A 21,677-nucleotide genomic window follows, 5' to 3' on the forward strand; every position below is an offset into this window, starting at 1 on the left:
TGCGAACGCCGACGGCGGACCGATGCTGCCATGAAGGACGGCAAAAACCTTCGATGGCGCGCTGGGCAAAGCTCGCAAGAGTGGAGACCGGCGTGGTCCGGAACGGACGCTGCCCTCGGGTGGCGACTGGCAGGACCGTCAAAATCAAGGCCGGCATGGCGCGACATCTTTCGGGAGTTGCTGCCGCGACCGTGTCCTGATCTGACAGGGAGGCGCTGGGAGAAATCCCGGCGCCGACTGTCTTTGTGGCCCCGCCTGACGATTTTGCCGGCGACGCTTCACGCTGCGCCAAAATCAGCTACTATCCATTTGTCGTCGGGGGCCGTTTAAAGGGGCTGACGGCAGGGGGACATTTCATGACGCTCATCCAGAAGCTTGCTGTTGCCTATGCTTTCCTGTTCTTCGGCGTTGTTGCCATCGGCTATGTGCCGGCTTTCAACGACGCCGGCGGCAATCTGTTCGGCCTGTTCTCGCTGCAATGGTACGACGATTTGCTGCACGCCTTCTCCGGCGTCTGGGCGCTGGCCGCCGCCTTCATCTCGCACCGCCAGGCGGTGTTCTATTTCAAGCTGTTCGGCTCGGTCTATCTGTTCGACGGCGTGCTCGGCCTGGTCACCGGTTCCGGCTGCCTCGATGGCGGCATCTTCATCAACGGCTTCCGCTCCCTGAACGACATCGAATTCCCGGCCCGCTTCTTCGCCAACCTGCCGCACATCTTCATCGGCGGCTTCGCCGTCTACGTCGGGTTCTGGCTGTCGAAACGTGTGTACGACCATTTCGCCACGGCCTGACCGGCCATGTTCCTGTTCCGCTGGCTGAAGCGCATCATCAAGGCGATCCTCTGGCTCGTCGTCATTGTCGTGTTGATCCCGACCGCCGGGCTGGCCTACGGCTTTCTCACGACGCCGTCGCTGGACACAACGCCATTGCCGGGCGTCGCCGAGGGTGCCCCGCCAAAGGCGCTGGCCGACAAGGTCCGTGCCGAGATCCCCGGCTACCAGCGGCCGGAGGAATCGACCTTTCTTACCTATCCGGAATGGGCCATCGTCTACGCCGCCCGCGAATATGCCGGCTTCGTCGACAAGAACCAGCCGAGCGGTTTTCCCTATCTCTCCTATATCGGCCGCTTCTGGCAGGACTATGCGATGGTCATCCGCGCCAGCTCCACCTACAAGTTCAACCTCGACAACCACCAGATGCTGGTGGTCATCGGCACCAGCCACACGATCGAGCACGCCATCCAGTGGGCCTATGAAAATACGATCGGCCGCGTCACCGAAGCGACAGCCGGCAAGCGCACCGCCGTCGACATCTACCAGGCCAAGGTGGCGGCCGATTATGCCGGTTTTCTCGACCAGGTGCCGTGGTACCAGTTTCCCTATGCCGAAAAGCGTGCCGGCCTGTTTGCCGTCCAGCCGGCAGCGGACGACAGCGCCGTCCGCACCAGCGAACGCAAGCTCGCCTTCGGCCTCGCCGACACGATCAAGCAGGGCTATGCCGATCTGATCAAGTCGGCGCTCGCCGCCACCACCGATCCCGCCTTGCTCGACATTCACGTCTGGGCCAAGGGTCCGGTCGGCGAGATGACGCGCAACGAACCCGACACCTTGCTGGAGCGCGATCTCGGCGCCGACGGCGCGATCTTCGTCACCAGACGCTATCAGGTGTTCACCGACATGATCCCGCGCCTGATCGGCAAGGGCGTCTCCTTCGTCGAGATCGGCGGCAATGACGAGATCATGGTCACCATGCTTTCCAATGACGAGATCAATGTTCCCGAAGGTGCACGCACCTTGTTCAGCTACCCGCTTCCGGCGGAACCTTCGACGCGCCGCACCGGCCTGACCGTCGCCGTGCGCAAGCTGCACATCGTGCTGCCGGCGCTGATGACGGCGGGCGCCAGGCTCGAGCATGTCTACGATTACTGAGGCCTTTCGGTCACAGCCGGCCTCGGCAGGACGTTGCGTGATGCTCCGCCACGCTCATTCCACAATCGCGGCCAAATCCCGCCTTGTTCCGCAACGATTGATGATGCCGTAGACACGTTGTCTTGCGCACATGTGCCAGGCAACTCGGAGGGACAAGACCGTGATCAAGACCGCCCTTGTCGCCATGACCATCGTCGGCTGCGATTGCGACGCCAGGCTTTGCGAATATATCGGCGACACGCCCGCCAAATGGTCGACCATCGCCGAATGCGAAGCGGCGATGAAAAGCCAGATGCTGCACGAGCGCAATTTCGACTATCCGCTGGTCTCCGGCATCTGCCGGACACAGAACTCGTCTTCGTCATCGCAGCTCGCTGCGACCGCTTCCGAGCCTGAATTGACGACGGCCAGTACGGCCGCGACAGACCCGCTGCCACCGGAACTGAGCCATCGGCCCAGTGCAGCGGTCGGAACGCAAGTGACCGCGACGGAAACAGAAGCCGTCCGGCCGGTCGCCTACGAAGCGGCGGTCGATGGCGGCAGCGCCCTGCTCTATCGCACGAAGACCGGGTACGCCGTGGTCAAGACCGATCTCGGCCGCGCCGCATCGGCAACAATCGGCTTCGCCAGGCGTTCGGCGAACTGGCTGGCGGCGAAGCTGCCTGACGGTCTGTAGCCGCCGCTTCAGGCCGTGCCGATCAGTGCCTTGACGGCGCGATAAAAAATCGACGAAAACAGCTCGCCAGGATCGTATTGCAGCTTCTTCGCCAGGAAGGACGGCAGTTCCGGATAGGAGGCAAGCAGCTCCTTGCCTGTGTAGTGGAGCTGGTAGGGCAGGAAAAAACGCCCGCCATGCTTGATCGTCACGTCGATCAGCGCCCTTGTCAGCGCCCGCATCCTGGCATTGCCGTCAGCGTTTGTCGGCTGATTGATGTAGAGCACCAGCGAATAGGCCGGCTCCGGCGCATAATTCAGCGCCACATCCTCCTTGTGGACGATGCGTACCGACGCGTTGAGCACCGGCAGGGTCTGGTTGCGCAGGATCTCGCGCGCTTCCGCGATGAACGGGTTATAGGCCGCCCGCGGGATGAAATACTCGTGCAGGATGTCGGTCTCGTCGAGCAGATCGTTGAACAGATAGGGCACTGAATCGTGCATCGGGTTGTTGCGGGTGACCAGGCAGGCCTCGCCCTCGCCCATTGCCGTCGTCCGCGCCACCGTGCAGCTCTCGAATTGCGGCTCCAGCGTCTTTTCGGTGAACCATTTCAGCTCCTGGAACAGGCTGCCCCATTTCGCCAGGTTAATGATCACCCGCTTGAGCCCGACCGAACCCGGTTCACCGATTGCCGGCTGGTCGGCCGGCGGCTGGTCGGCGACCTTATCATAGCGGTAGACGATCATATCCTCGAGGAAATTGCCCGGCGCAGTCGACAGATGCCCATAAAACAGACCGATCGCCCTGTTTGGCGCCAGAACCTCGGCGAAGAACGTCGGGAAATCGTCCGATTTGATGATCTCGCGCGAGGTCCGGTAGACGGCGTTGTCGACGATGTCGAGTGTCGCCTCCAGCACCACGCCGAACAGGCCGTAGCCGCCGACGACGTGGCGGAACAGCTCGGTATTTTCGGCCGGTGAGCAGGTCGTCACCGAACCGTCCGCCAGCATCACCCGCATCGATCGGATCGAACCGGCGACCGAGCCGGCCTGGTGGTCCATGCCATGCGCGTTGACCGACAGCGATCCGCCGACCGAAAAGATGTCGGTCGACTGCATCGCCTTCACCGCGAAGCGCGGGTGCAAAAGGTTCTGGATGTCGTGCCAGCGCGCGCCCGGCTGCAAGGTCATCGTCTTTGCAGCCGGGTCGATACTGACCTTGTTGAATTTACGCATGTCGAGGACCAGCGCGTTGTCGTCGAAGGCGTGGCCGCCCATCGAATGGCGCACCGCCGCGACCGAGACCTTCAGGCCATTGGCGCGGGCAAAGGCCAGCGCGCTCGCGATGTGGTCTTCCTTGCTGACTTCGATAACGCCGTAGACCGGTGTCATCGACAGGCCGCTGGCATCGTTGATGTTGCCGCCCTTGGTCAGCCATGGCAGCGCCGGATCGTAGGCTGGCGGGCCCTCCAGCGGCTTCTGCGCCAGGTCGATTCCGTCAATGTCGGCGATGCGCCCGGAATTCTTCTGCCCCGACGGACCGCGCGCCAGCCGCGCCACGGTCGTGCCGCCCCAGAGCATCGCGCCGCCGACCACGGTCGTACCCAGCAGCAGCCGCCGCGACAGGCGAAACCCCTTGCGTTCTTCGACCATAGCCCCACCCCACTGCCCCAGGAATAGCGCCTGATGGAGACAAAAACCAGTTGCCAATCAGACGTTCGGCGAACGATGATCCGGTTTGTCTGGCGAAAATGTCGAAAGCAGTCGCATCATGAAGCTTGCAGCCCGTATCGCGCTTGCCCTGTTGCTTGCGTTTGCTCCGGCATCAGCCGACGCCCAAAGCGGTGAGAAGGGAGTCCTCGGTGTGGCAAGGGACGATCCGGAGATGGCGGCGGCGATTGAGCAGGCCCGCGCCAGCCTGGATGACTTCCTGATCCTGTCCGAGGCGCCGCCGTCCGGAACAGCCACGTTCAAATTGAAGGTAAGGATCGAAGACGGAACCGCGACGGAACATTTCTGGATCATTCCCTTTCACCGAACGGCGAGCGGATTTGCCGGAATCTTAGCAAACGAGCCGCAGGCAGTGCACAACGTCGTCGCCGGCCAGGAGATCGAATTCACCCGGGACGAAATTTCGGACTGGGGATACACCAAGAACGGCCATCAGGTGGGCAGCTTTACCGTCTGTGTGATGCTCAAGAAGATGTCGAAGGAAGACGCGGACTATCTCCGCGACAATTACGGCTTCGACTGCTAATGTCCGAGCGCGAGGCGCTTTAGCCGCTACCCCGCCTCCTCGTCCTGCGCCCCAATCTTGCGCACCAGCGCCGCGGTCGCCAGGATCGTGGCCATGTCGGCGATGATCGGCGCAACATGCTTGACATAGTCGAGCGGCACAGAGATGTCCGGCAGCTCGAAGAAGTTCTTCGTCTGCGGAAGCAGCAGAAAGCCGTCGCTGCCGTTGAGCGCGACGCGTGCCGGTTCCTTCGGCCATGTTTCGCCAAGCCATTCGAGCGCCTGCGCCAGCCGGCCGGTCACCAGCGGCCGCGCCGCCTCGATATTGTCGGTGCGGAACTCGTAGGCGGCATCGAGCTCCGGCATGCCGCTGGATAGTTCCTGCATCTTGCTGCCGAAGATGCCGCGGAAGAAGCCGACGGCCTTGTTGGTCCGGCGCGCGGCCACCAATATGCCGGGGAACGGCACGATTGTCTCGAAGGCGACGATGACGCCCTTGAACACCGCCGTCGTGCTCTTGCCCGTCCCTTCCCGGAGATCTGCTTCGTAAAGCTCGAACGCAAACCCCTCATAACGGCCGGAAAAAACATCATCGAAAGATTGCCGGTTGAACGGACCAACCGTCTCGCGCGGCAACCGGTCGAACGAATTCGGCTTGACGTTGTGCCGGTACCGCATGTCCTCGATGAAGCCGAAGATGATCGGCAACAGCGTGCTGCGAAACGACTGCTGCAATTTGCTCGCCGGCTTGATCGCCTGGAAATAGAGCAGGATCGCCGCCAGGAATCCGCCGATATAGAGGAACACATGCGGGGTCGAGAACCACTGCTCGTTGGGGTCGGCAACCCCGTTGAAGAGCCAGGCCACAAGCGCCACGAACACCAGCACCAGCCCGATGAAAAGTGGCACCCGCCAGCGCGTCCGGCGATGGGCCGAAGCTCGTTGCGCCTCATAGGCCTCGATGTTCTTCCTGAGGCCGGCGATCACCGCTTCGCTCGGCATGAAATCCGCAGTTTCCATCACCCACCCGCCGCCACAAGCCTGGCCGCGCTGGGCATGATAGCCGGTTTGGTGGACCGCGTCAGCGCACGGCACCGAAGACCGCATCGAGGCGGGCTAGAACCCTTTGCCTGGATTTTCCCGCCAGCGTTTCAACCGGGACCAGCCGCTCGTGATCGCCGGCGCGCAGCCGCATGAAGGCATGCAGCCGGTAGGCGGCGATGGCCCCGCGCGTGCCGGGATCGTCGCTGATGTCGACGACGAGAATGGCGCCGATGCGGCCGGGCCATGGCTGCCGCGCGAAGGCGGTGCCGATGAAATCGCCGAGCCCATAGGCAACGAGTGTCTTGCCGATCCGCTCGATCGGCTGCACGACATGGGCATGATGTCCGGCGATCAGGCCGATGCCATGTTCGGCCAGAAGTCGCGCCATTGCCCGCGTCTTCGCACGTGGAAAATGCCGGAATTCCCAATCCCAATGCGGCACCGCGCAGAGGAGGTCGACACCCGAAGCGGCAGCGTGCGGCCATTGCGTCGGATCGGCTTGCATCGAGACTCGGCCCGCGAACTGAGCCTCGTCGGTATTGCGCCACAAGGTAAAGGCGGCAAGGCCTATGGTCAGCGAACCAACCGCAAACCGCTCGACCGGAGCCGCAGTGCCGATCGTGCGGATGCCTAATTGCTCCAGCGCGGCGACGGTCTCGTCGAAGCCGGCAATACCCTGGTCGAGCACATGGTTGTTGGCCAGCGACAGCACCAGTTTTTCACGCGAAATGCCGGCGGCGGCCAGCGCCTCGGCAAGGAACCGCTCGCTCATCGCGTGGTGCGTGCCAAGCCTGGTGCCCAAAACAGCGCTCGGCCGCTCCACCACCGGGCTTTCGCAATTGCCGACCACCAGATCGGCCGAGGCAAGCAGTGCCGCAATCGCCGGATCGCAGTCCGGCGCGCGGCGATTGGCCACCGCCGAGATATCGCCGACGAAAGCCAGCCGCACCGTCCGCGCCGGCGGCGGCTCGATCAGGGTCGCTGCCGCAGGCGCAAAGCCGCGCGCGTCGCCGTCGAGCGAAGGCCGGAGGAAGCGTGGCAGCCAGGACAGTTTGTAGGAAAGCGGATAGTTCGACACGCGACGCCCAATCGTTTTGCCTTGTGTAGACCGTCCGCCGGATTGATTGAAGCGTCGACTGTTGTGGGTGAACCACAGGGCCACAGGCGCAGCGAACCAAATGCGTGTATGATCCACTGCGGAGCGACAAAAGGGGCGATCACGATGAAGCGTTTTTCCAGGCTGGTGGCGTGCGCCATCATTCTTCTCCTGCGGCTGGCGTTACCCAGCGCCGCGGCTCCCGAACCGGCGGCCCTGTTCGAGGCAAAAACCGTGACTGAGCGCGACAGCGCTCTTGCCGCTCTGGAAGCCGCCGCGCCGGGCGATCCGGCAGCCGCCTATGCCGCCGGCGCCGGCGAATTCTTCACCGCGCTGGAGATACTGGCCGGCGGCCTGCACCGCCACGGTTTCGACAGCCCGCAATCCTTCATGCTGCCGCTGATGCGGCTGCCGGTGCCGGACAATGCCAATCCCGAGCCGCTGACCTACGAACAATTCCGCGCCATTCTCGTCGCCTTCCGCGACCGGCTGGAGAAATCCGCAGCCACGCTGGGTTCGGTACCCGCCGACGCTGACATCGGCATGGTCATCGACCTCACCCGCCTCGGCATCGACCTCAACGAGGACGGCACGATCGCGCCGGACGAAAGCGCCGCGGCGATCATGGCGTCTCTGTCACGCCGCGGCGGTGCGCCAGACGCGGCCGCACCAGCCCTCACCTTCCGCTTCGACCGGGCCGACGGCTACTGGCTGCAGGGCTATGCCGAGTTCCTGATGGCGCAGGCCGACTTCTGGCTGGCGCATGATTTCAGAAACACGTTCGACGGCTCCTTCCACATGCTGTTCCCGCGCGCAAAACTGCCACTGCAGGACACGCTCGTTCCGCTGGACGGTGGCATGGGCGGCAGCATTCTGTCGTCCGAATGGCGTCTCGCCGATTTCATCTCCCTGGTGCATCTCATTAACTGGCAAGTGGTCGAGCCTGAGCGCCGGCAAGCGGCACGCCGCCATCTCATGGAAATGATCCGGCTGTCGCGCGAGGACTGGAAAGCCATCCGCGCCGAAACCGACAATGACCGCGAATGGCTGCCCGGGCCGCAGCAGAAAGGCGCCAGCCCGCTGACCGGTCTCGAAGTCGGCGAGCAGCAGGTGCAGGCCTGGCTCGCTGCCTTGGCCATGGCCGAGGATCTGCTGGAAGGCCGCACCTTGCTGCCGCATTTCCGCATCGCCGACAAAGGCATCAACATGAAGCGCTTCTTTGATGAGCCAAAAACCTTCGACCTGGTGCTGTCGATCACCGGCCCGGCCATCGCGCCCTATCTAGAACGCGGGAAGATTCTCACCAGCGAGGAGTTCGACCAGATCCAGCGCCAATTCGGCGGCGCCGGGTTTCTGACGTTCGCGCTTTGGTTCAACTGAGGGCGTGCTTAGACGCTACTCCTGACAGCCTGCTGTCAGGAGCCAAATTGCGCCTCGCGCCACCGGCCACTCCGCTCTTTCCATTTTGGCCGATACCTCCCATATTCGGTCCATGGCCCGACTCCCCGACAAGAAAACGCCTCCGCCGGCGAATGACGAGCGCGCTTCACCGCCCAAGCGGCTCAGTCCGCTGACCGATTTCCTCGATGCCTCGGAGCCCCTGTACAAGGGCGGCTTTGCCGAGGCGCCGCAGACCGAGTTCACCGGCGCCCCGCTGACCGGCTCGATCGCCGACTGGGCCGAGCAGATAGAGCAGGAAGCCGAGAAGGAAGGGCGCCAAATCTCCCCCCTCGAGGGGGAGATGTCGCCGAAGGCGACAGAGGGGGTCGCCGGAGGCAGCGCGGGACGCAAAGGAACGTCGAGTACTGCCGCACCGACCCCACCCGGCGGCTCCGCCGCCACCCTCCCCTCGAGGGGGAGGGAAGGCGCCAAGTCTGCCAAGAAAATCCCCGAGCGCTCCTCTTCCCCCGGCCGTACGGCACGCGGTACCTCGATGGGCGGCGCGGCTTCGGCGCGGGAGCGCACCGCGGCCGGTCTCAACCCTGTCGCCGGCCTCGATGTCTCCCTGGAAGAGGCCGAGACCATGGCTTCGGGCGGCGTCACCGCCACCGTCGCGGCGCTGTCGGCGCTGATCGAATCCGGCAATCCGCTGCACAAGGACGGCGTGCTGTGGACGCCGCACCGTCCCGACCGGCCGGAAAAATCCGAAGGCGGCATCGCCATCAAGATGGTCTCGGATTTCGAGCCCGCCGGCGACCAGCCGACGGCGATCAAGGATCTCGTCGAGGGCGTCAACAGCAACGACCGCACCCAGGTTCTGCTCGGCGTCACGGGCTCGGGCAAGACCTTCACCATGGCCAAGGTGATCGAGGAGACGCAGCGCCCCGCTCTGATCCTGGCGCCCAACAAGACGTTGGCCGCGCAGCTCTATTCCGAATTCAAGAAATTCTTCCCGGAAAACGCCGTCGAGTATTTCGTCAGCTACTACGACTATTACCAGCCTGAGGCCTATGTGCCCCGGACCGACACCTACATCGAGAAGGAATCCTCGATCAACGAGCAGATCGACCGCATGCGCCATTCGGCGACGCGCTCGCTGCTCGAGCGCGACGACGTCATCATCGTCGCCTCGGTGTCCTGCATCTACGGTATCGGCTCGGTCGAGACCTATACGGCGATGACCTTCCAGATGCAGATCGGCGACCGGCTCGACCAGCGCGCGCTGCTCGCCGACCTCGTCGCCCAGCAATACAAGCGCCAGGACATCAACTTCGTCCGCGGCTCGTTCCGGGTGCGCGGCGACACGATCGAGATCTTCCCGGCCCACCTCGAGGACCGCGCCTGGCGCATCTCGCTGTTCGGCGACGAGATCGAGGCGATCACCGAATTCGACCCTCTGACGGGCCAAAAGACCGGCGAGCTGAAGAGCGTCAAGATCTATGCCAATTCGCACTATGTGACGCCACGCCCGACCTTGAACCAGGCCATCAAGTCGATCAAGGAAGAGCTCAAGCACAGGCTGGTCGAACTCGAACGGGCCGGTCGGTTGCTCGAGGCGCAGCGGCTTGAGCAGCGCACCCGCTTCGACCTGGAGATGCTGGAAGCGACGGGCTCCTGCGCCGGCATCGAGAATTACTCGCGCTATCTGACCGGCCGCCAGCCGGGCGATCCGCCGCCGACCTTGTTCGAATACATCCCCGACAACGCTTTGGTCTTTGTCGACGAAAGCCACGTCACCATACCGCAGATCGGCGGCATGTATCGCGGCGACTTTCGCCGTAAGGCGACGCTGGCCGAGTACGGGTTCCGCCTGCCGTCCTGCATGGACAACCGGCCGCTGCGCTTCGAGGAGTGGGACGCCATGCGCCCGCTTTCCGTTGCGGTTTCCGCAACGCCCGGCGGTTGGGAGATGGAGCAGTCCGGCGGTGTCTTCGCCGAACAGGTCATCCGCCCGACCGGCCTGATCGATCCGCCGGTCGAGGTGCGCCCGGCCAAGACGCAGGTCGACGATGTCGTGGGCGAAATCCGCGAGACCACCAGGGCCGGCTACCGCACGCTGGTCACCGTGCTGACCAAACGCATGGCCGAGGACCTGACCGAGTATCTGCACGAGCAGGGCATTCGTGTGCGCTACATGCACTCAGACATCGACACGCTGGAGCGTATCGAGATCCTGCGCGACCTGCGCCTCGGCGCCTTCGACGTGCTGGTCGGCATCAACCTGCTGCGCGAAGGCCTCGACATTCCCGAATGCGGTTTCGTCGCCATCCTCGATGCCGACAAGGAAGGTTTTCTCCGCTCCGAGACCTCGCTGATCCAGACCATCGGCCGCGCCGCCAGGAACGTCGACGGCAAGGTCATCCTCTATGCCGACCAGATCACCGGCTCGATGGAGCGGGCAATGGCCGAGACCAACCGCCGTCGCGAAAAGCAGATGGAGTGGAACGCGGCCAACGGCATCACCCCGGAATCGGTCAAGTCGCGCATTTCGGACATCCTGGACTCGGTCTACGAAAAAGATCATGTCCGCGCCGATATCTCGCAGTTCACCGACAGCGCCGGCGCGATGATGGGCAACAATCTGAAGGCGCATCTCGACGCCCTGGACAAGCAGATGCGCGACGCCGCCGCCAACCTCGATTTCGAGAAGGCCGCCCGCATTCGCGACGAGATCAAACGGCTGCGCGAGATGGAGCTGTCCATCTCCGACGACCCGCTGGCCAAGTATGCCGACATGGAAAGCCCGGTCTCGGGCCGCGAAAAGGGCAAGCACAACAAGGGCGTGGCCAAACACCGTACATCGGAGGAACAGGAGCGTTTCCGCAAGCTCGACGAGGCACGTTCGGCCGAAGAGGCGGCCCGGCCCAACCTCTTCCGCAAGCCGGCACTCGACGAGATGGGCGCCGACGGCGCCGTGCCGGTGAAGAAGCCGCTGTTTTCGAAGCCCTCGCTCGACGCCATGGGGCCGGGCACGGATATGCCGACCCCGGCCGGCGCAGTGTCGCGTTCGCTGTTCAAGAAGCAGTCGGCCGAAGAGGCGCACGGCTCCGACTTCGGCATCCCGGGCGAACCGACCAAGCCGCTATTCAAGAAGAACTCGCTCGACGAGATGACCGTGCGGCGGACGGAAAAGCCGGTCGAAGGAAAGGTGCCAGCGAAACCACAGCCGATCTCCCCCCGTGTGGGGGAGATGCGCGGCAGGGCAGAGGGGGGCGCAAAGGAACGCAACGATTCCGCCAAACCCATTGTCCGCCAGCGCAGTGGTATCGGCTCCTACGAAGACCCGGCCGACGCCCGCCGTGAAAAGCGCCGCCCCGGCAAGACGGGGCGCCCGGGACGCTAGCGAGCTTCCCTTCTCCCCCTGGGGGAGAAGGTGGATCGGCGCGCAGCGCCGAGACGGTTGAGGGGTGCTGGACGGATCGCCGTCGGTGCCAAGCTGGAGCACCCCTCATCCGACCGCTTCGCGGCCACCTTCTCCCACAAGTGGAGAAGGGGGAGCCTAGCCACTTGCCATCGGCCCTAGCCTTGGTGTAGCCAGTTTCTACAACTCGAACGTCTTGAAAGGAGGGCTGCGTGTTATTTTCTCACCACCGTCAGCGCGGCCCTGTCTTTGCCCTGCGAGCTAGCTTGCAGGGCTGACCAGGGACGGTCCGGGTTTTTCCCCGCTTCGATTTTTTGGTCTGCCCTTCGTGGTGCGCAATGCCGAGCCTAATGGCTGGCACGTGCACCGTCAAAGTGCATTGAGCCGGGCTCCGGCAAGACCAGAGAAATCAAAATGGCCCTGATCAGCCTCAAATCCCTCGGCGTCACCCTGAATGCGCCGCTGTTTTCCAACCTCGACCTCACCATCGGCACCGGCGACCGGCTCGGCATCGTCGCCGCCAATGGGCGCGGCAAATCCACTTTGCTGAAGTGCCTGACCGGCGAGATGGAGCCGACATCAGGCGACATCACCCGTACGCGCGGCCTGCGCGTCGGCTATGTCGAGCAAGTCGTCCCGGCAGCGCTGGCCGGGCGCAGCTTCCAGCAGGTGGTCGCTGATGCCTTGCCGGCCGGACAGGTCGAAAGCGAACAATGGCGCGTCGATGTGGTTCTTGACTCGCTTGACGTGCCAGAACCGATGCGCGGGCGGCCAATGCAGGCGCTGAGCGGCGGCTGGCAAAGGCTGGCGTTGATCGCCCGCGTCTGGGTCACCGACCCCGACGTCCTGCTTCTCGACGAGCCGACCAACCATCTCGACCTCGGCAAGATCAGCCAGATCGAGACCTGGCTGAAGGCGCTGCCGCGGGAGGTGCCGGTGGTGATTGCCAGCCACGACCGCGCTTTTCTCGATGCTACGACCAACCGCACGCTGTTCCTGCGCCCCGAACAATCGCCGGTGTTTTCGCTGCCCTATTCGCGGGCGAGGCTTGCGCTGGACGAGGTCGACACCTCGACCGAACGCAAGTTCCAGCGCGACATGAAGGTGGCGCAACAGCTGCGCCGGCAAGCGACCAAGCTCAACAATATCGGCATCAATTCCGGCAGCGACCTTTTGACGGTCAAGACCAAGCAGCTCAACCAGCGGGCAGAGCGTCTGGAAGAAGCGGCAGCGCCGGCACACCGCGAAAGATCGGCGGGCGCGATCAAGCTCGCCAATCGCGGCAGCCATGCCAAGGTGCTGATCACGCTCGACGATTTGGTGGTCGGAACACCTGACGGCACGGTTCTGTTCAGCACCGGCAAGCGCCACATCTGCCAAGGCGACCGCATCATCCTGCTCGGCCGTAACGGCGTCGGCAAGTCACGGCTGATCGGCCTGATCCGGAACGCCATCGTCGAGCCGGAAACGGCGGCGCGAAGCCTGAAGGTGCCGCCGTCGACGGTGCTCGGCTATAGCGACCAGGCATTGTCGGGCATCGGCGGCGACGACACGCCGCTGGCGATGCTCTCGCGCAGATTCGATGTCGGCGAGCAGCGCGCCCGCTCGCTGCTGGCGGGCGCCGGCGTCAGCATCGACATGCAGGAGCGCAGGATCGGCGTGCTGTCGGGCGGACAGAAGGCGCGGCTGATGATGCTGGCGCTGAGGCTCGCCAATCCCAATTTCTATTTACTCGACGAGCCGACCAATCATCTCGATATCGATGGTCAGGAAGCACTGGAAGCGGAATTGCTGGAACATCAAGCGAGCTGCCTGCTTGCCTCGCACGACCGCTCCTTCATCCGCGCGGTTGGCAACCGCATCTGGCTGATCGAGAAACGGCGATTGACCGAGATCGACAGCCCGGAGGAGTTCTTCCGGGAGGTTGCCGAAGCCGGCGGCTGAAGGCTTGCGGAAAAAAATTCCGGCGCCTGTCGGATGATGATCGCATGCCACGTCCTTGGGTTGCCGACACGGTGATGCCGGCGCCAATCGAGGAGAAAGCATCATGTCTATTCTGTCATCCATAGGTCACGCCGTGACGCGTTACTCGGCGGCTCGCGCCCGCTATCGCAGCGAACGCGCCATCCTTTCATTGCCGATCGAGCTGCGCAAAGATATTGGCTGGCCGGAAATCGTCGTCGACGCGCAAAACAGCCCGCGGATTCGCATCGAAGGTTGAAAGGTGGCAGTTGGCCGTCGCGGCAGGCGCCATTTCGAATCCAAAAAACCATCGGCCGTGTAGGATCGTCGCCGTTCCGTTCGTCCTGTGGTTCGCAAAGGCAAACCAGACGCAAAGAGGAGCATGACATGAATGACCAGCCGCAGACCCAGCCCGCCGTCAAAGTGCTTGGCGGATTGACGCCCTACCTTCAGTTGGATGGCGCTTTCAAAGCCGCCGAATTTTACCGAAAGGCCTTCGGTGCCGAGCAGGTCTTTGCCTATCCGCCGGACGAACAGGGCCGTACCATGCATATCCATCTCCACATCAACGGTTCGACCCTGATGCTTTCCGACTTCTATCCCGAGCATGGAATGGCCGCTGTGAAGCCGCAGGGCTACACCATGCAGCTCCATCTCGGCAGCGACGACATCGACGCCTGGTGGCAGCGGGCCATCGAGGCGGGCTGCGAGGAAGTCGTGCCGTTGCAAGTGATGTTCTGGGGTGATCGCTGGGGCAATATGCGTGATCCGTTCGGCGTCGAATGGGCAATGAACGCACCGGTGAAAGCAGCTTAGCATTCCACACAGGCTGTGTCTGAAATCACCTCTCCCGCTCCAGAGGGAGAGGAAAACGATCGCATGGAGGAAATCAGATGTCCTATGTCGACGGTTTCGTACTTGCCGTACCGAAGGCAAAGCTCGATGCTTACAAGAAGCTGGCGGAAACCGGCGGCGCCGTCTGGAAGGAGCACGGTGCTCTTGCCTACGTCGAATGCGTCGGCGACGACGTCCCTTATGGCGAGCTCACCTCGTTCCCGCGCGCCGTACAGGCCAAGGACGACGAGGTCGTCATCTTCTCATGGGTGGTCTACGAATCGCGCCAGAGCCGCGACGCGGTGATGGCCAAGGTGATGGCCGATCCTCGTCTCAAGCAGGACTGGGAGACCATGCCGTTCGACGGCAAGCGCATGATCTTTGGCGGTTTTCAGCCCTTCATCGAGCTGTAGGCGCCCCTCGATCAAGTTTATTGAGCAGCGGCTTCAGCCGGTCGCCATAGCGCTTCCACAGGTCGACCGAGCCCTGATACATCGGCTGGCGCACTTGCGCAGCCGACGCCGTTCGCACCGGCCGGTCGGTCTGGTGGAACGACAGCACGGCGTCGTCCCACGGCAGGCCGAGATGGGCGATCAGCGCCCGCGACTGGCCTTCTTGGTCGGCGACGAAATCCTCGTAGCGAACGTCGTGCACGACATCAGGCAGCACGGCGTGCCAGTGCGCCATGATGTCGGTGTACAGATTGTGGAAATCGGCGAGCTCGTCGAGATCGTAGCCGTAGCGATGGCTGTCGCCGCGGAAGTGCACCTTATAGATCGACAGGCAGGTCGCCGCCGCATCGCGCGCGCAATGGATGATCTTGGCCTTCGGCAGCATCATATGGATGAAGCCGACCAAGAGGAAATTGCCGGGCATCTTGTCGGTGACGTGCCGAAAACCCGGATAGCGGGCGTGCAGCATGTCGAGATAGGCCTGGCCGGCCTCGGCATAGGCCTTGTCGGGCATGTCGGCGATGCCCCAGGGAAAGCCGCCCTTCATGCTGAGCGGAAACTGCTTGCCGACCGCCGTCTTTAAAATGCTGAGCTCGCCGGCGCCATAGACCTGCGGATGGCTGGCGATGATCTGCTCGACCAGCGTGGTGCCGGAACGCGGCATGCCGACGACGAAGATCGGCGTGGCGTCGGCTATCCCGCCTGGCCTGTGCCTTTCAAAAAAGGCCTTGTCGAACACCGCCTTCATCGCCTCGAACTCGCCGCGCGTCTTGCCGGCGTCGTAGTCTATGCCCTGTCGGCGGATCGCGTTGCCTTCGGCGAAATAGTCGAAGGCGCGGCCATAATCCCTGAGGTCGTCGTTGGCCTTGCCGAGACCGAAGGAAAGCTGCATGCGCGCCAGGCTGCCTTGCGGCGCCTTGGCGTGCTCCGCCTCCATGCGGGCAAGCTCGGCATCGCGCTCCTTCTGGCGCTTGACCTGGGTAAGCATCAGCCAGGCCCTCGCCATGCCGGGGTCCACAGCCAGCGCCTGCCTGAAAAGATCCGCAGCCTCGTCGAGATTGCCCTTTTCCATCAGCCCGACACCCAGGCCGTGCAAAAGATCGGCATCCTTCGGCCGGATCGTCAGCGCCTCGCGAAAAACAGCCAGTGCCTCATCCAGCCGGCCCGCTTCCTGCAGCGTTTCGGCAAGCCCGACGCGGGCGCGGACATGGAACGGGTTACGGCCGATCGTGCCGCGATAAATATCCTCGGCGCCTTCGAATTGGCCGAGCTGCTTCAGCGACGAGCCGAGATTGTCACGCGCCGCCAGCTGGTCCGGCCGAATCGCCACCACCTTGCGGAAGAGATCGGCGGCGGCCGCGACCCGGCCGAGGTCGCGCAGCACGGTGCCGAGATTGTTGAGGAAATCCGGGTTGTTCGGTTGCAGACGCACCGATTGTTCGATCAGCGCCAGCCCCTCGGCGCTGCGCCCGGTCTGGTGCAGCAGAAGCCCAAGGAAATGCGCAGCAGCCGGGTGGTTGGCCTTTTGCGCCAGCACCTGTCGGTAAAGCGCCTCGGCTTCCTGCCGGCGCCCCGCCTGGTGCAACTGCAGCGCCTGCTGCACGTACTGGTCGAGCCCCAGTGGTGGCTGCCCGCCTGAGCCGTAACGTGCGCCTGCCGGTTGTCTCGGATCTCTGTTGATGGGAAACCTGCCGTGTTGTCCGCCTGCCGCGATCTAGGCCATCGCTGCGGCGCGTGCAAGAGCAGAGGCGGTCGCAAGGGAGCGAACCTCGGAACCCACCGAGCTACCGAAAGTCGGCCGGCGTCAGCACATACATGTTCCTGCGGCCGTGCGAGTAGGCTTGGCGCGCAATCTCGTGGATCGACGAACGCTTGGCGTCGAAGGCGCTGAGAAATTCGGCCTCGGCTCCGCTTGCTGCCGGGTTTGCCGCCGAAAGTGCCGCGACCTCGACAAAGAACGGGACTTCGAGCATGCCGTCATGGCCGACGAAACGAATGCGCTTGGCCGCCGGGTCATAGGAGCGGCTGGGATTGGGAAAATTGAGCGTCATGGCTTGCGCGTCAAATCAGGCGGTTGCTTTCGGCAAGCTGGCGCGCCCGCCGCGCCGTGCCGTCGGTGTCGGCAATCCTTCGCCTTGCCGCCTCGTCGCTTCTTATCGTGAGACGCGGCGACAAGACCTTTATCGGCTTTGCGACAGGACTGACTGCAACTGTCGGGACATCCGGTGTTCTTGCGGAGTTCATGACTCTCTTCCTTCCATTGCTAGATAAATACAAATGCCGGAGGAATTTTTTCGGAAGTTCTTTAAACAATTTTTGAGGTGCACCGGGACCGTATCATCGTTCTGCGGATAACTATAGAAAAGTAATTTGACGTTGGTAGGGGTAAGAGGCCGAAAACTTCTTGAATAAGCCGTATTTTCAGACTAATGGTATAAAACCGTTTTGGGTCATGCTTGGCCCCGCGGTGTCAGGGATTCTCGGCCCGCCAAACTTATCCAAATCGCCGACACCTGGTACCGCAATGCAGGCTCCGCTTCCGGGGCAGGCCGGAAAGAAACTTCAAGGCACGAGAACTTCAAGGCACAAGCGAGAACTTCGAGGCACAAGAATGTCTGCTCGCACCACCCATTCCATAGCGCATTTCGCGGCACCTTTCGTGCTTGGCGGGCTGGATGGCGCGCAGCCGGCCGGCGACTATGACATCGACCACGACGAAGAACTGATCGACGGCATGTCCTGGCCTGCCTGGCGCCGCGTCGCCACTTTCATCCATCTGCCGGCAAGGACAGTGAAAAGCGCGACCAGCCAGCTTGTCGCCATTGACCATGCCGAGCTCGACGCAGCGCTTCGGCACGACCAGGAGAATGTCACATGATCCGCTTCCAGCAGAATGCGCGGCGCACGGACACGCCGGCGCATATCTTCACCGTCGGCCAGACCGTCCGCATGAAGAGCCGCACCGGCCTTGCCCAAAAGACCGCGGAGCTGTTCCAGATCAAGAGCCGGCTGCCGGTCAAGGACGGCTCGCCGCAATATCGCATCCGCAGCGATCAGGAGACCTATGAGCGGGTCACCACGGAAGACAATCTCGAACCGGTCGACAACCCGGCCAACTGAGCCGACGCGCCGCAACGCTGCTTCACATGCTGATGATGCCGCAGATCCGCGTCGCCTGCGCATCTTCAAGGGAACGGCGCTGAGCTGTACGCCGGCCCCCAGATGGTGCTTATCCGGCCAGGCTGTAGGTCGGTGCGCTAGCAGGACCCGTCATCGACGACGCGATAGTCCGCCGCGCGGGCTTCGCATTCGTTGGGGAATGTGCGCAGTTCGCCATGGCGACGGGCACAGACGGGGCGGTATTCGCGGGTGCAGAATGTCTGCTCCTCACCGCCACCACCACCGCCGCGGCACTCGCCCTCGCGAATGATGCGGTATCCGGCCCGTTCGGCAAGGCAGGCATTGGCAAAGGTCTGGCGGTCGCCGCCGCGCCGGGCACAGACCGGGTCATATTGCCTGGTGCAGAATTGCGGCCCCGGCCGTGGCGGGCGCGGCCCCGGCCCCTCATCATCCACCACGACGGTGCAGGCTGCGAGAATTGCCGACAGGAACAGGATGGAAAAAACCTGCCGCGGAAAGATTGCCGCAAGAAACCGCATGAATGTTCTCTCCCTCGAAACTCCGGCCCGCACAAATGGTGCCTGGGTCAGGCCGATCCTCGTCATTCCGCTGCCAGATGCAACCCCTGTTTGCAACTGGCGAGCCAGAGCGGTATGCCGGCGCAAGCCAAGACAGCACCTGCCCCGCTTGCTGGACCATGCCTGGGTGAAGTCTGGCCGATGACCGCGCAGCGAACCCGGACTATCGGTGCGATGCGTCGGGATGCGCCTGTTGGGGCCGCCCGCGGCTGTGTCTTGCAAGCATCACGTTTCCGTGCGATAAATTTTGTGTTCGGGCATTTGCGACCCGGAGAGCGGAACGTTTTGGACGACCTTTCCCCGATACTGTGAATCTCTGACAGCCCCGTTTTCGGCGGGGGGTTTTACCATGCGCCAATGCATGACTGCCGAAGCAACCACCGGGACTTGCCCACGGCGCCAGGCGGCGGGCGGAACCACCAAGACTGACACGGGTGAAGGAGTTTCCCCAATGGCCCAGACCGGCACCGTTAAATTCTTCAACGCTACCAAAGGCTTCGGCTTCATCACGCCCGATGGCGGCGCCAAGGATGTGTTCGTCCACATCTCGGCGATCGAGGCTTCCGGGCTGCGCACGCTCGTCGACGGTCAGAAGGTCACCTTCGATGTCGAGCCCGACCGTATGGGCAAGGGTCCGAAAGCGGTCAATCTCCGCGCCGCCTGAACGGCGGCGTTCCGCGCGTCCTTTCGGGGTGTGAGGATGCTGCAAGGCTTTTGAGTGAACTTGAATTCTGTAAAGGCGCGGCGGTTTTCGTCGCGCCTTTTGTGTTCCGGGATGCTTGCCGGCACCCGCAAAACTTTCTCTTGCCGATGGCACTAAAATAAAGGACAAATTTCCGTCCGGGCATTTGCCGGCCCGAGACTGGACTTGTGGGATCAAAGGAGCTTCCCATGCCGCAGACCGGCACCGTCAAATTCTTCAATCACGCCAAGGGCTTCGGCTTCATCACGCCGGACGACGGGGCAAAGGATGTCTTCGTCCATATTTCGGCCGTGCAGGCGTCGGGTCTTCCCGGTCTCGAGGATGGGCAGAAAGTGACATTCGACACCGAGCCGGACAAGCGCGGCAAGGGTCCGAAAGCCGTCAACCTGTCGATCGGCTGAACCACCCCCGGGCAGAATGGACGTGGGCCGGTCTGGCCTGCGGTATTTGCCGCACGCTTGAACCGCCCAGTTAGATGAACCGCCTGGCCAAATTTCGTTCAGCCCCCGTTCAGCCACGGTCGCATATTAATCTTCGTTAAAGCCGGACCGCATCCCCCGAAACGACCCGGGCCGGCACGAAGGAGACTGACATGAACCGAATTTTCAAGACTGCCATCCTGTCCGCCGCGGTCGTTGCGACCACGCTTGCGACCTTGCCCGCGGCCAATGCCGACGAATGGCGCCATCACCGCCGGCACCACGGCAACGGCGACGCCGTTGCGGCCGGCGTGCTCGGCCTTGCGGCCGGTGCCCTGATCGGCGGTGCGCTCGCCAGCCCGCAGCCCCGCTATTACGACCCGGCCTATGATGATGAATACTACAGGCCTGCCCCGGTGCGCCGTTATTACGTGCAGCCGCGAGTGGCCTATGCCGAAAGCTATGCGGAGCCGTGGACCCGCGGCTGGTACGAATACTGCTCGGACCGCTACCGGAGCTTCAACGCCCGTACCGGCACGTTCACCGGCTATGACGGCGAACAGCATTTCTGCACCGCCAATTAGCGAAGGCAGTTTCCCGTCGGAAAAAAGCGCGGTCGCACAGGCCGCGCTTTTTGTTTCCGGCAAGCGGTTTCAGACCAGAAAAGGATTGCTCCGCCGCTCCTCACCAAAACGGCCGCCGGGACCATGGCCGCAGATAAAGCCGATGTCGTCGCCCAACGGCAAAAGCTTCTCCTTGATCGAGGCGATCAGCGCGGCGTGGTTGCCGCCCGGCAGATCGGTGCGGCCGACCGAACCGCGGAACAGCACGTCGCCGACATGGGCGAACTTCGCAGCCCGGCTATAGTAGACGACGTGGCCGGGTGCATGGCCCGGACAATGGAGCACCTCGAACACGTGCGAGCCGAACGAAACGGTCTCGCCTTCGGCAAGGAACCGGTCGGGGACACAGTTGCGCACGGGATCGGTGATGCCGTAGCGCTTTGCCTGGTTCTCGAGATTGGCGAGCAGCGGCCGGTCGGCGGCATGCGGACCGATGATCTCGATACCGAGCGCCTCCTTCAGTTCCATGGCCCCGCCGGCATGGTCGATATGGCCGTGCGTAATCCAGATCGCGCCGGCAGTGATCGCATTGTCCTCGAGCGCCGCCAGCACCTTGTCGATGTCGCCGCCCGGATCGACGACAACGCCTTGCCTGTCGTCCATGTCGAAGAGGATGGTGCAGTTCTGCTGGAACGGCGTGACCGGCACGATGCCGGCGTTGAGCTGACCCATATTCGTCCTTTCACGCTGTCGGAGCGCTGCGCGTCCCCTCGAACGCGTCAGGAGAGCTCCAACCTTGAACCAGGCCCTGATGTAGAGACACACGCGAACGGCGTCCACCGCTCCCACAAACGGCAAACGAAATGGGCGGCCGAAGCCGCCCATTTGAAAACCTGAAACGTCAAAGCTTATTTCTTCATCGCGTTCATGACCGCACCGATGATGCCGGTCAGGATGGCGCCGCCGCCGGCACCGCCAACGATATTTGAAATGTTCAACGCGCTGCCGGCCCCTGCCGCCGTGGCGGCGGCTGCCGGATCGACCGAGCCACCCAGCAGACTGTTGAGGATGGCCGCACCGCCGACGCCGCCGACAGCGCCGCCCAGGATTTTGGTAAGCTGCCCCATCGCCGCAGTCTTGATAGCCGCGCCAACCGCCTGACCACCGATGATACCCGTAATCACCTGAATAATGATCGGAAGAAGCGTGTTCATATCCATATTTCCAGTCCCTCCATAGCTGCCAGCCTCCCGGGCCGACCCCATCATGAGACGCCGAATTGTGTGAA

At 63.1% G+C, this 21,677-nt stretch carries 24 protein-coding genes; 15 read left to right on the top strand and 9 right to left on the bottom strand.

Going from position 1 to position 21,677, the window contains the following annotated elements; genetic code table 11:
- Window positions 1-356: 356 nt before the first annotated feature.
- The 3 genes from NKH41_RS18185 (at window position 357) to NKH41_RS18195 (ending at window position 2,604) form a co-directional block, all read left to right on the top strand.
- On the top strand, window positions 357-791 hold the full coding sequence (locus tag NKH41_RS18185; protein ID WP_352690658.1) for a hypothetical protein: 435 nt from the start codon (window positions 357-359) through the stop codon (window positions 789-791).
- Between the two features lie 6 nt (window positions 792-797).
- Complete coding sequence (locus NKH41_RS18190; RefSeq protein ID WP_352770960.1) at window positions 798-1,928, top strand: hypothetical protein; 1,131 nt, start codon at window positions 798-800, stop codon at window positions 1,926-1,928.
- Between the two features lie 160 nt (window positions 1,929-2,088).
- Entirely contained in the window at window positions 2,089-2,604 is a 516-nt protein-coding gene (locus tag NKH41_RS18195) for a hypothetical protein (RefSeq protein WP_352770959.1), read from the top strand.
- Window positions 2,605-2,612: 8 nt separating this feature from the next.
- On the opposite strand, the gene NKH41_RS18200 is transcribed toward NKH41_RS18195, so the two are convergent.
- Complete coding sequence (locus NKH41_RS18200) at window positions 2,613-4,235, bottom strand: FAD-binding oxidoreductase (protein WP_352770957.1); 1,623 nt, start codon at window positions 4,233-4,235, stop codon at window positions 2,613-2,615.
- A 118-nt stretch (window positions 4,236-4,353) separates the two neighbouring features.
- Between NKH41_RS18200 and NKH41_RS18205 the strand changes: the two genes are divergently transcribed.
- Window positions 4,354-4,839: a YegJ family protein gene (locus NKH41_RS18205; RefSeq protein ID WP_352770955.1), complete on the top strand. Its 486-nt coding sequence runs from the start codon at window positions 4,354-4,356 to the stop codon at window positions 4,837-4,839.
- Window positions 4,840-4,865: 26 nt separating this feature from the next.
- On the opposite strand, the gene NKH41_RS18210 is transcribed toward NKH41_RS18205, so the two are convergent.
- Window positions 4,866-5,837 (bottom strand): hypothetical protein, encoded by a 972-nt coding sequence (locus tag NKH41_RS18210; protein ID WP_352450482.1) that lies wholly within the window; start codon window positions 5,835-5,837, stop codon window positions 4,866-4,868.
- Window positions 5,838-5,898: 61 nt separating this feature from the next.
- On the bottom strand, window positions 5,899-6,939 hold the full coding sequence (locus NKH41_RS18215; RefSeq protein ID WP_352450483.1) for a CapA family protein: 1,041 nt from the start codon (window positions 6,937-6,939) through the stop codon (window positions 5,899-5,901).
- Window positions 6,940-7,083: 144 nt separating this feature from the next.
- Between NKH41_RS18215 and NKH41_RS18220 the strand changes: the two genes are divergently transcribed.
- The 6 genes from NKH41_RS18220 to NKH41_RS18245 all read left to right on the top strand — a co-directional run bounded on the left by NKH41_RS18220 (window position 7,084) and on the right by NKH41_RS18245 (window position 14,967).
- Window positions 7,084-8,337, top strand: a complete 1,254-nt coding sequence (locus NKH41_RS18220) for a hypothetical protein (RefSeq protein WP_352770953.1) — start codon at window positions 7,084-7,086, stop codon at window positions 8,335-8,337.
- 112 nt (window positions 8,338-8,449) lie between these two features.
- A complete protein-coding gene (gene uvrB, locus NKH41_RS18225; RefSeq protein ID WP_352770951.1) occupies window positions 8,450-11,740 on the top strand; it encodes an excinuclease ABC subunit UvrB in 3,291 nt (1,096 codons plus the stop codon).
- Between the two features lie 432 nt (window positions 11,741-12,172).
- Window positions 12,173-13,702, top strand: a complete 1,530-nt coding sequence (locus NKH41_RS18230; RefSeq protein WP_352770949.1) for an ABC-F family ATP-binding cassette domain-containing protein — start codon at window positions 12,173-12,175, stop codon at window positions 13,700-13,702.
- 103 nt (window positions 13,703-13,805) lie between these two features.
- A complete protein-coding gene (locus NKH41_RS18235) occupies window positions 13,806-13,979 on the top strand; it encodes a hypothetical protein (RefSeq protein WP_023719167.1) in 174 nt (57 codons plus the stop codon).
- 128 nt (window positions 13,980-14,107) lie between these two features.
- Window positions 14,108-14,536 carry a VOC family protein gene (locus NKH41_RS18240; RefSeq protein ID WP_352770947.1) on the top strand — a complete coding sequence of 143 codons (429 nt, stop codon included), beginning with the start codon at window positions 14,108-14,110 and terminating at the stop codon, window positions 14,534-14,536.
- A 77-nt stretch (window positions 14,537-14,613) separates the two neighbouring features.
- The gene (locus tag NKH41_RS18245) at window positions 14,614-14,967 is read left to right on the top strand and encodes a DUF1428 domain-containing protein (protein WP_352683481.1); all 354 of its coding nucleotides are present in this window, start codon (window positions 14,614-14,616) and stop codon (window positions 14,965-14,967) included.
- Here NKH41_RS18245 and NKH41_RS18250 read toward each other — a convergent pair.
- The 3 genes from NKH41_RS18250 to NKH41_RS18260 all read right to left on the bottom strand — a co-directional run bounded on the left by NKH41_RS18250 (window position 14,954) and on the right by NKH41_RS18260 (window position 17,250).
- On the bottom strand, window positions 14,954-16,609 hold the full coding sequence (locus tag NKH41_RS18250) for a tetratricopeptide repeat-containing sulfotransferase family protein (RefSeq protein ID WP_352770945.1): 1,656 nt from the start codon (window positions 16,607-16,609) through the stop codon (window positions 14,954-14,956). The two genes, NKH41_RS18245 and NKH41_RS18250, sit on opposite strands and share 14 nt — an antisense overlap.
- 181 nt (window positions 16,610-16,790) lie before the next feature.
- Window positions 16,791-17,057, bottom strand: coding sequence for a DUF1488 family protein (locus NKH41_RS18255; RefSeq protein WP_352683477.1), 267 nt, complete (start codon window positions 17,055-17,057; stop codon window positions 16,791-16,793).
- Between the two features lie 10 nt (window positions 17,058-17,067).
- The gene (locus NKH41_RS18260; RefSeq protein WP_023678406.1) at window positions 17,068-17,250 is read right to left on the bottom strand and encodes a hypothetical protein; all 183 of its coding nucleotides are present in this window, start codon (window positions 17,248-17,250) and stop codon (window positions 17,068-17,070) included.
- 367 nt (window positions 17,251-17,617) lie between these two features.
- Here NKH41_RS18260 and NKH41_RS18265 point away from each other — a divergent pair, with 367 nt between their 5' ends.
- Together NKH41_RS18265 and NKH41_RS18270 are read left to right on the top strand one after the other, a co-directional pair.
- Window positions 17,618-17,884 carry a hypothetical protein gene (locus tag NKH41_RS18265; RefSeq protein ID WP_352770943.1) on the top strand — a complete coding sequence of 89 codons (267 nt, stop codon included), beginning with the start codon at window positions 17,618-17,620 and terminating at the stop codon, window positions 17,882-17,884.
- Window positions 17,881-18,126, top strand: a complete 246-nt coding sequence (locus NKH41_RS18270) for a hypothetical protein (protein WP_023678408.1) — start codon at window positions 17,881-17,883, stop codon at window positions 18,124-18,126. The genes NKH41_RS18265 and NKH41_RS18270 overlap by 4 nt, the downstream gene beginning before the upstream one ends.
- 137 nt (window positions 18,127-18,263) lie before the next feature.
- Here the strand turns inward: NKH41_RS18270 and NKH41_RS18275 are convergent, their stop codons facing one another.
- Entirely contained in the window at window positions 18,264-18,665 is a 402-nt protein-coding gene (locus tag NKH41_RS18275; RefSeq protein ID WP_352770941.1) for a Kazal-type serine protease inhibitor family protein, read from the bottom strand.
- Window positions 18,666-19,155: 490 nt separating this feature from the next.
- On the opposite strand from NKH41_RS18275, the gene NKH41_RS18280 reads away from it, so the two are divergent.
- The 3 genes from NKH41_RS18280 to NKH41_RS18290 all read left to right on the top strand — a co-directional run bounded on the left by NKH41_RS18280 (window position 19,156) and on the right by NKH41_RS18290 (window position 20,410).
- Window positions 19,156-19,368: a cold-shock protein gene (locus tag NKH41_RS18280; protein WP_006202520.1), complete on the top strand. Its 213-nt coding sequence runs from the start codon at window positions 19,156-19,158 to the stop codon at window positions 19,366-19,368.
- A 227-nt stretch (window positions 19,369-19,595) separates the two neighbouring features.
- Window positions 19,596-19,808: a cold-shock protein gene (locus NKH41_RS18285; RefSeq protein ID WP_006202521.1), complete on the top strand. Its 213-nt coding sequence runs from the start codon at window positions 19,596-19,598 to the stop codon at window positions 19,806-19,808.
- A 191-nt stretch (window positions 19,809-19,999) separates the two neighbouring features.
- Window positions 20,000-20,410 carry a BA14K family protein gene (locus NKH41_RS18290; protein ID WP_352687867.1) on the top strand — a complete coding sequence of 137 codons (411 nt, stop codon included), beginning with the start codon at window positions 20,000-20,002 and terminating at the stop codon, window positions 20,408-20,410.
- Between the two features lie 69 nt (window positions 20,411-20,479).
- Here NKH41_RS18290 and NKH41_RS18295 read toward each other — a convergent pair whose 3' ends face one another.
- Window positions 20,480-21,121 carry an MBL fold metallo-hydrolase gene (locus tag NKH41_RS18295; protein ID WP_352450491.1) on the bottom strand — a complete coding sequence of 214 codons (642 nt, stop codon included), beginning with the start codon at window positions 21,119-21,121 and terminating at the stop codon, window positions 20,480-20,482.
- A gap of 176 nt (window positions 21,122-21,297) precedes the next feature.
- On the bottom strand, window positions 21,298-21,609 hold the full coding sequence (locus tag NKH41_RS18300) for a hypothetical protein (RefSeq protein WP_352450492.1): 312 nt from the start codon (window positions 21,607-21,609) through the stop codon (window positions 21,298-21,300).
- Between the last annotated feature and the right edge of the window lie 68 nt (window positions 21,610-21,677).

The organism is Mesorhizobium sp. M1169 (genome assembly GCF_040318345.1).
Taxonomy (GTDB): Bacteria; Pseudomonadota; Alphaproteobacteria; order Rhizobiales; family Rhizobiaceae; genus Mesorhizobium.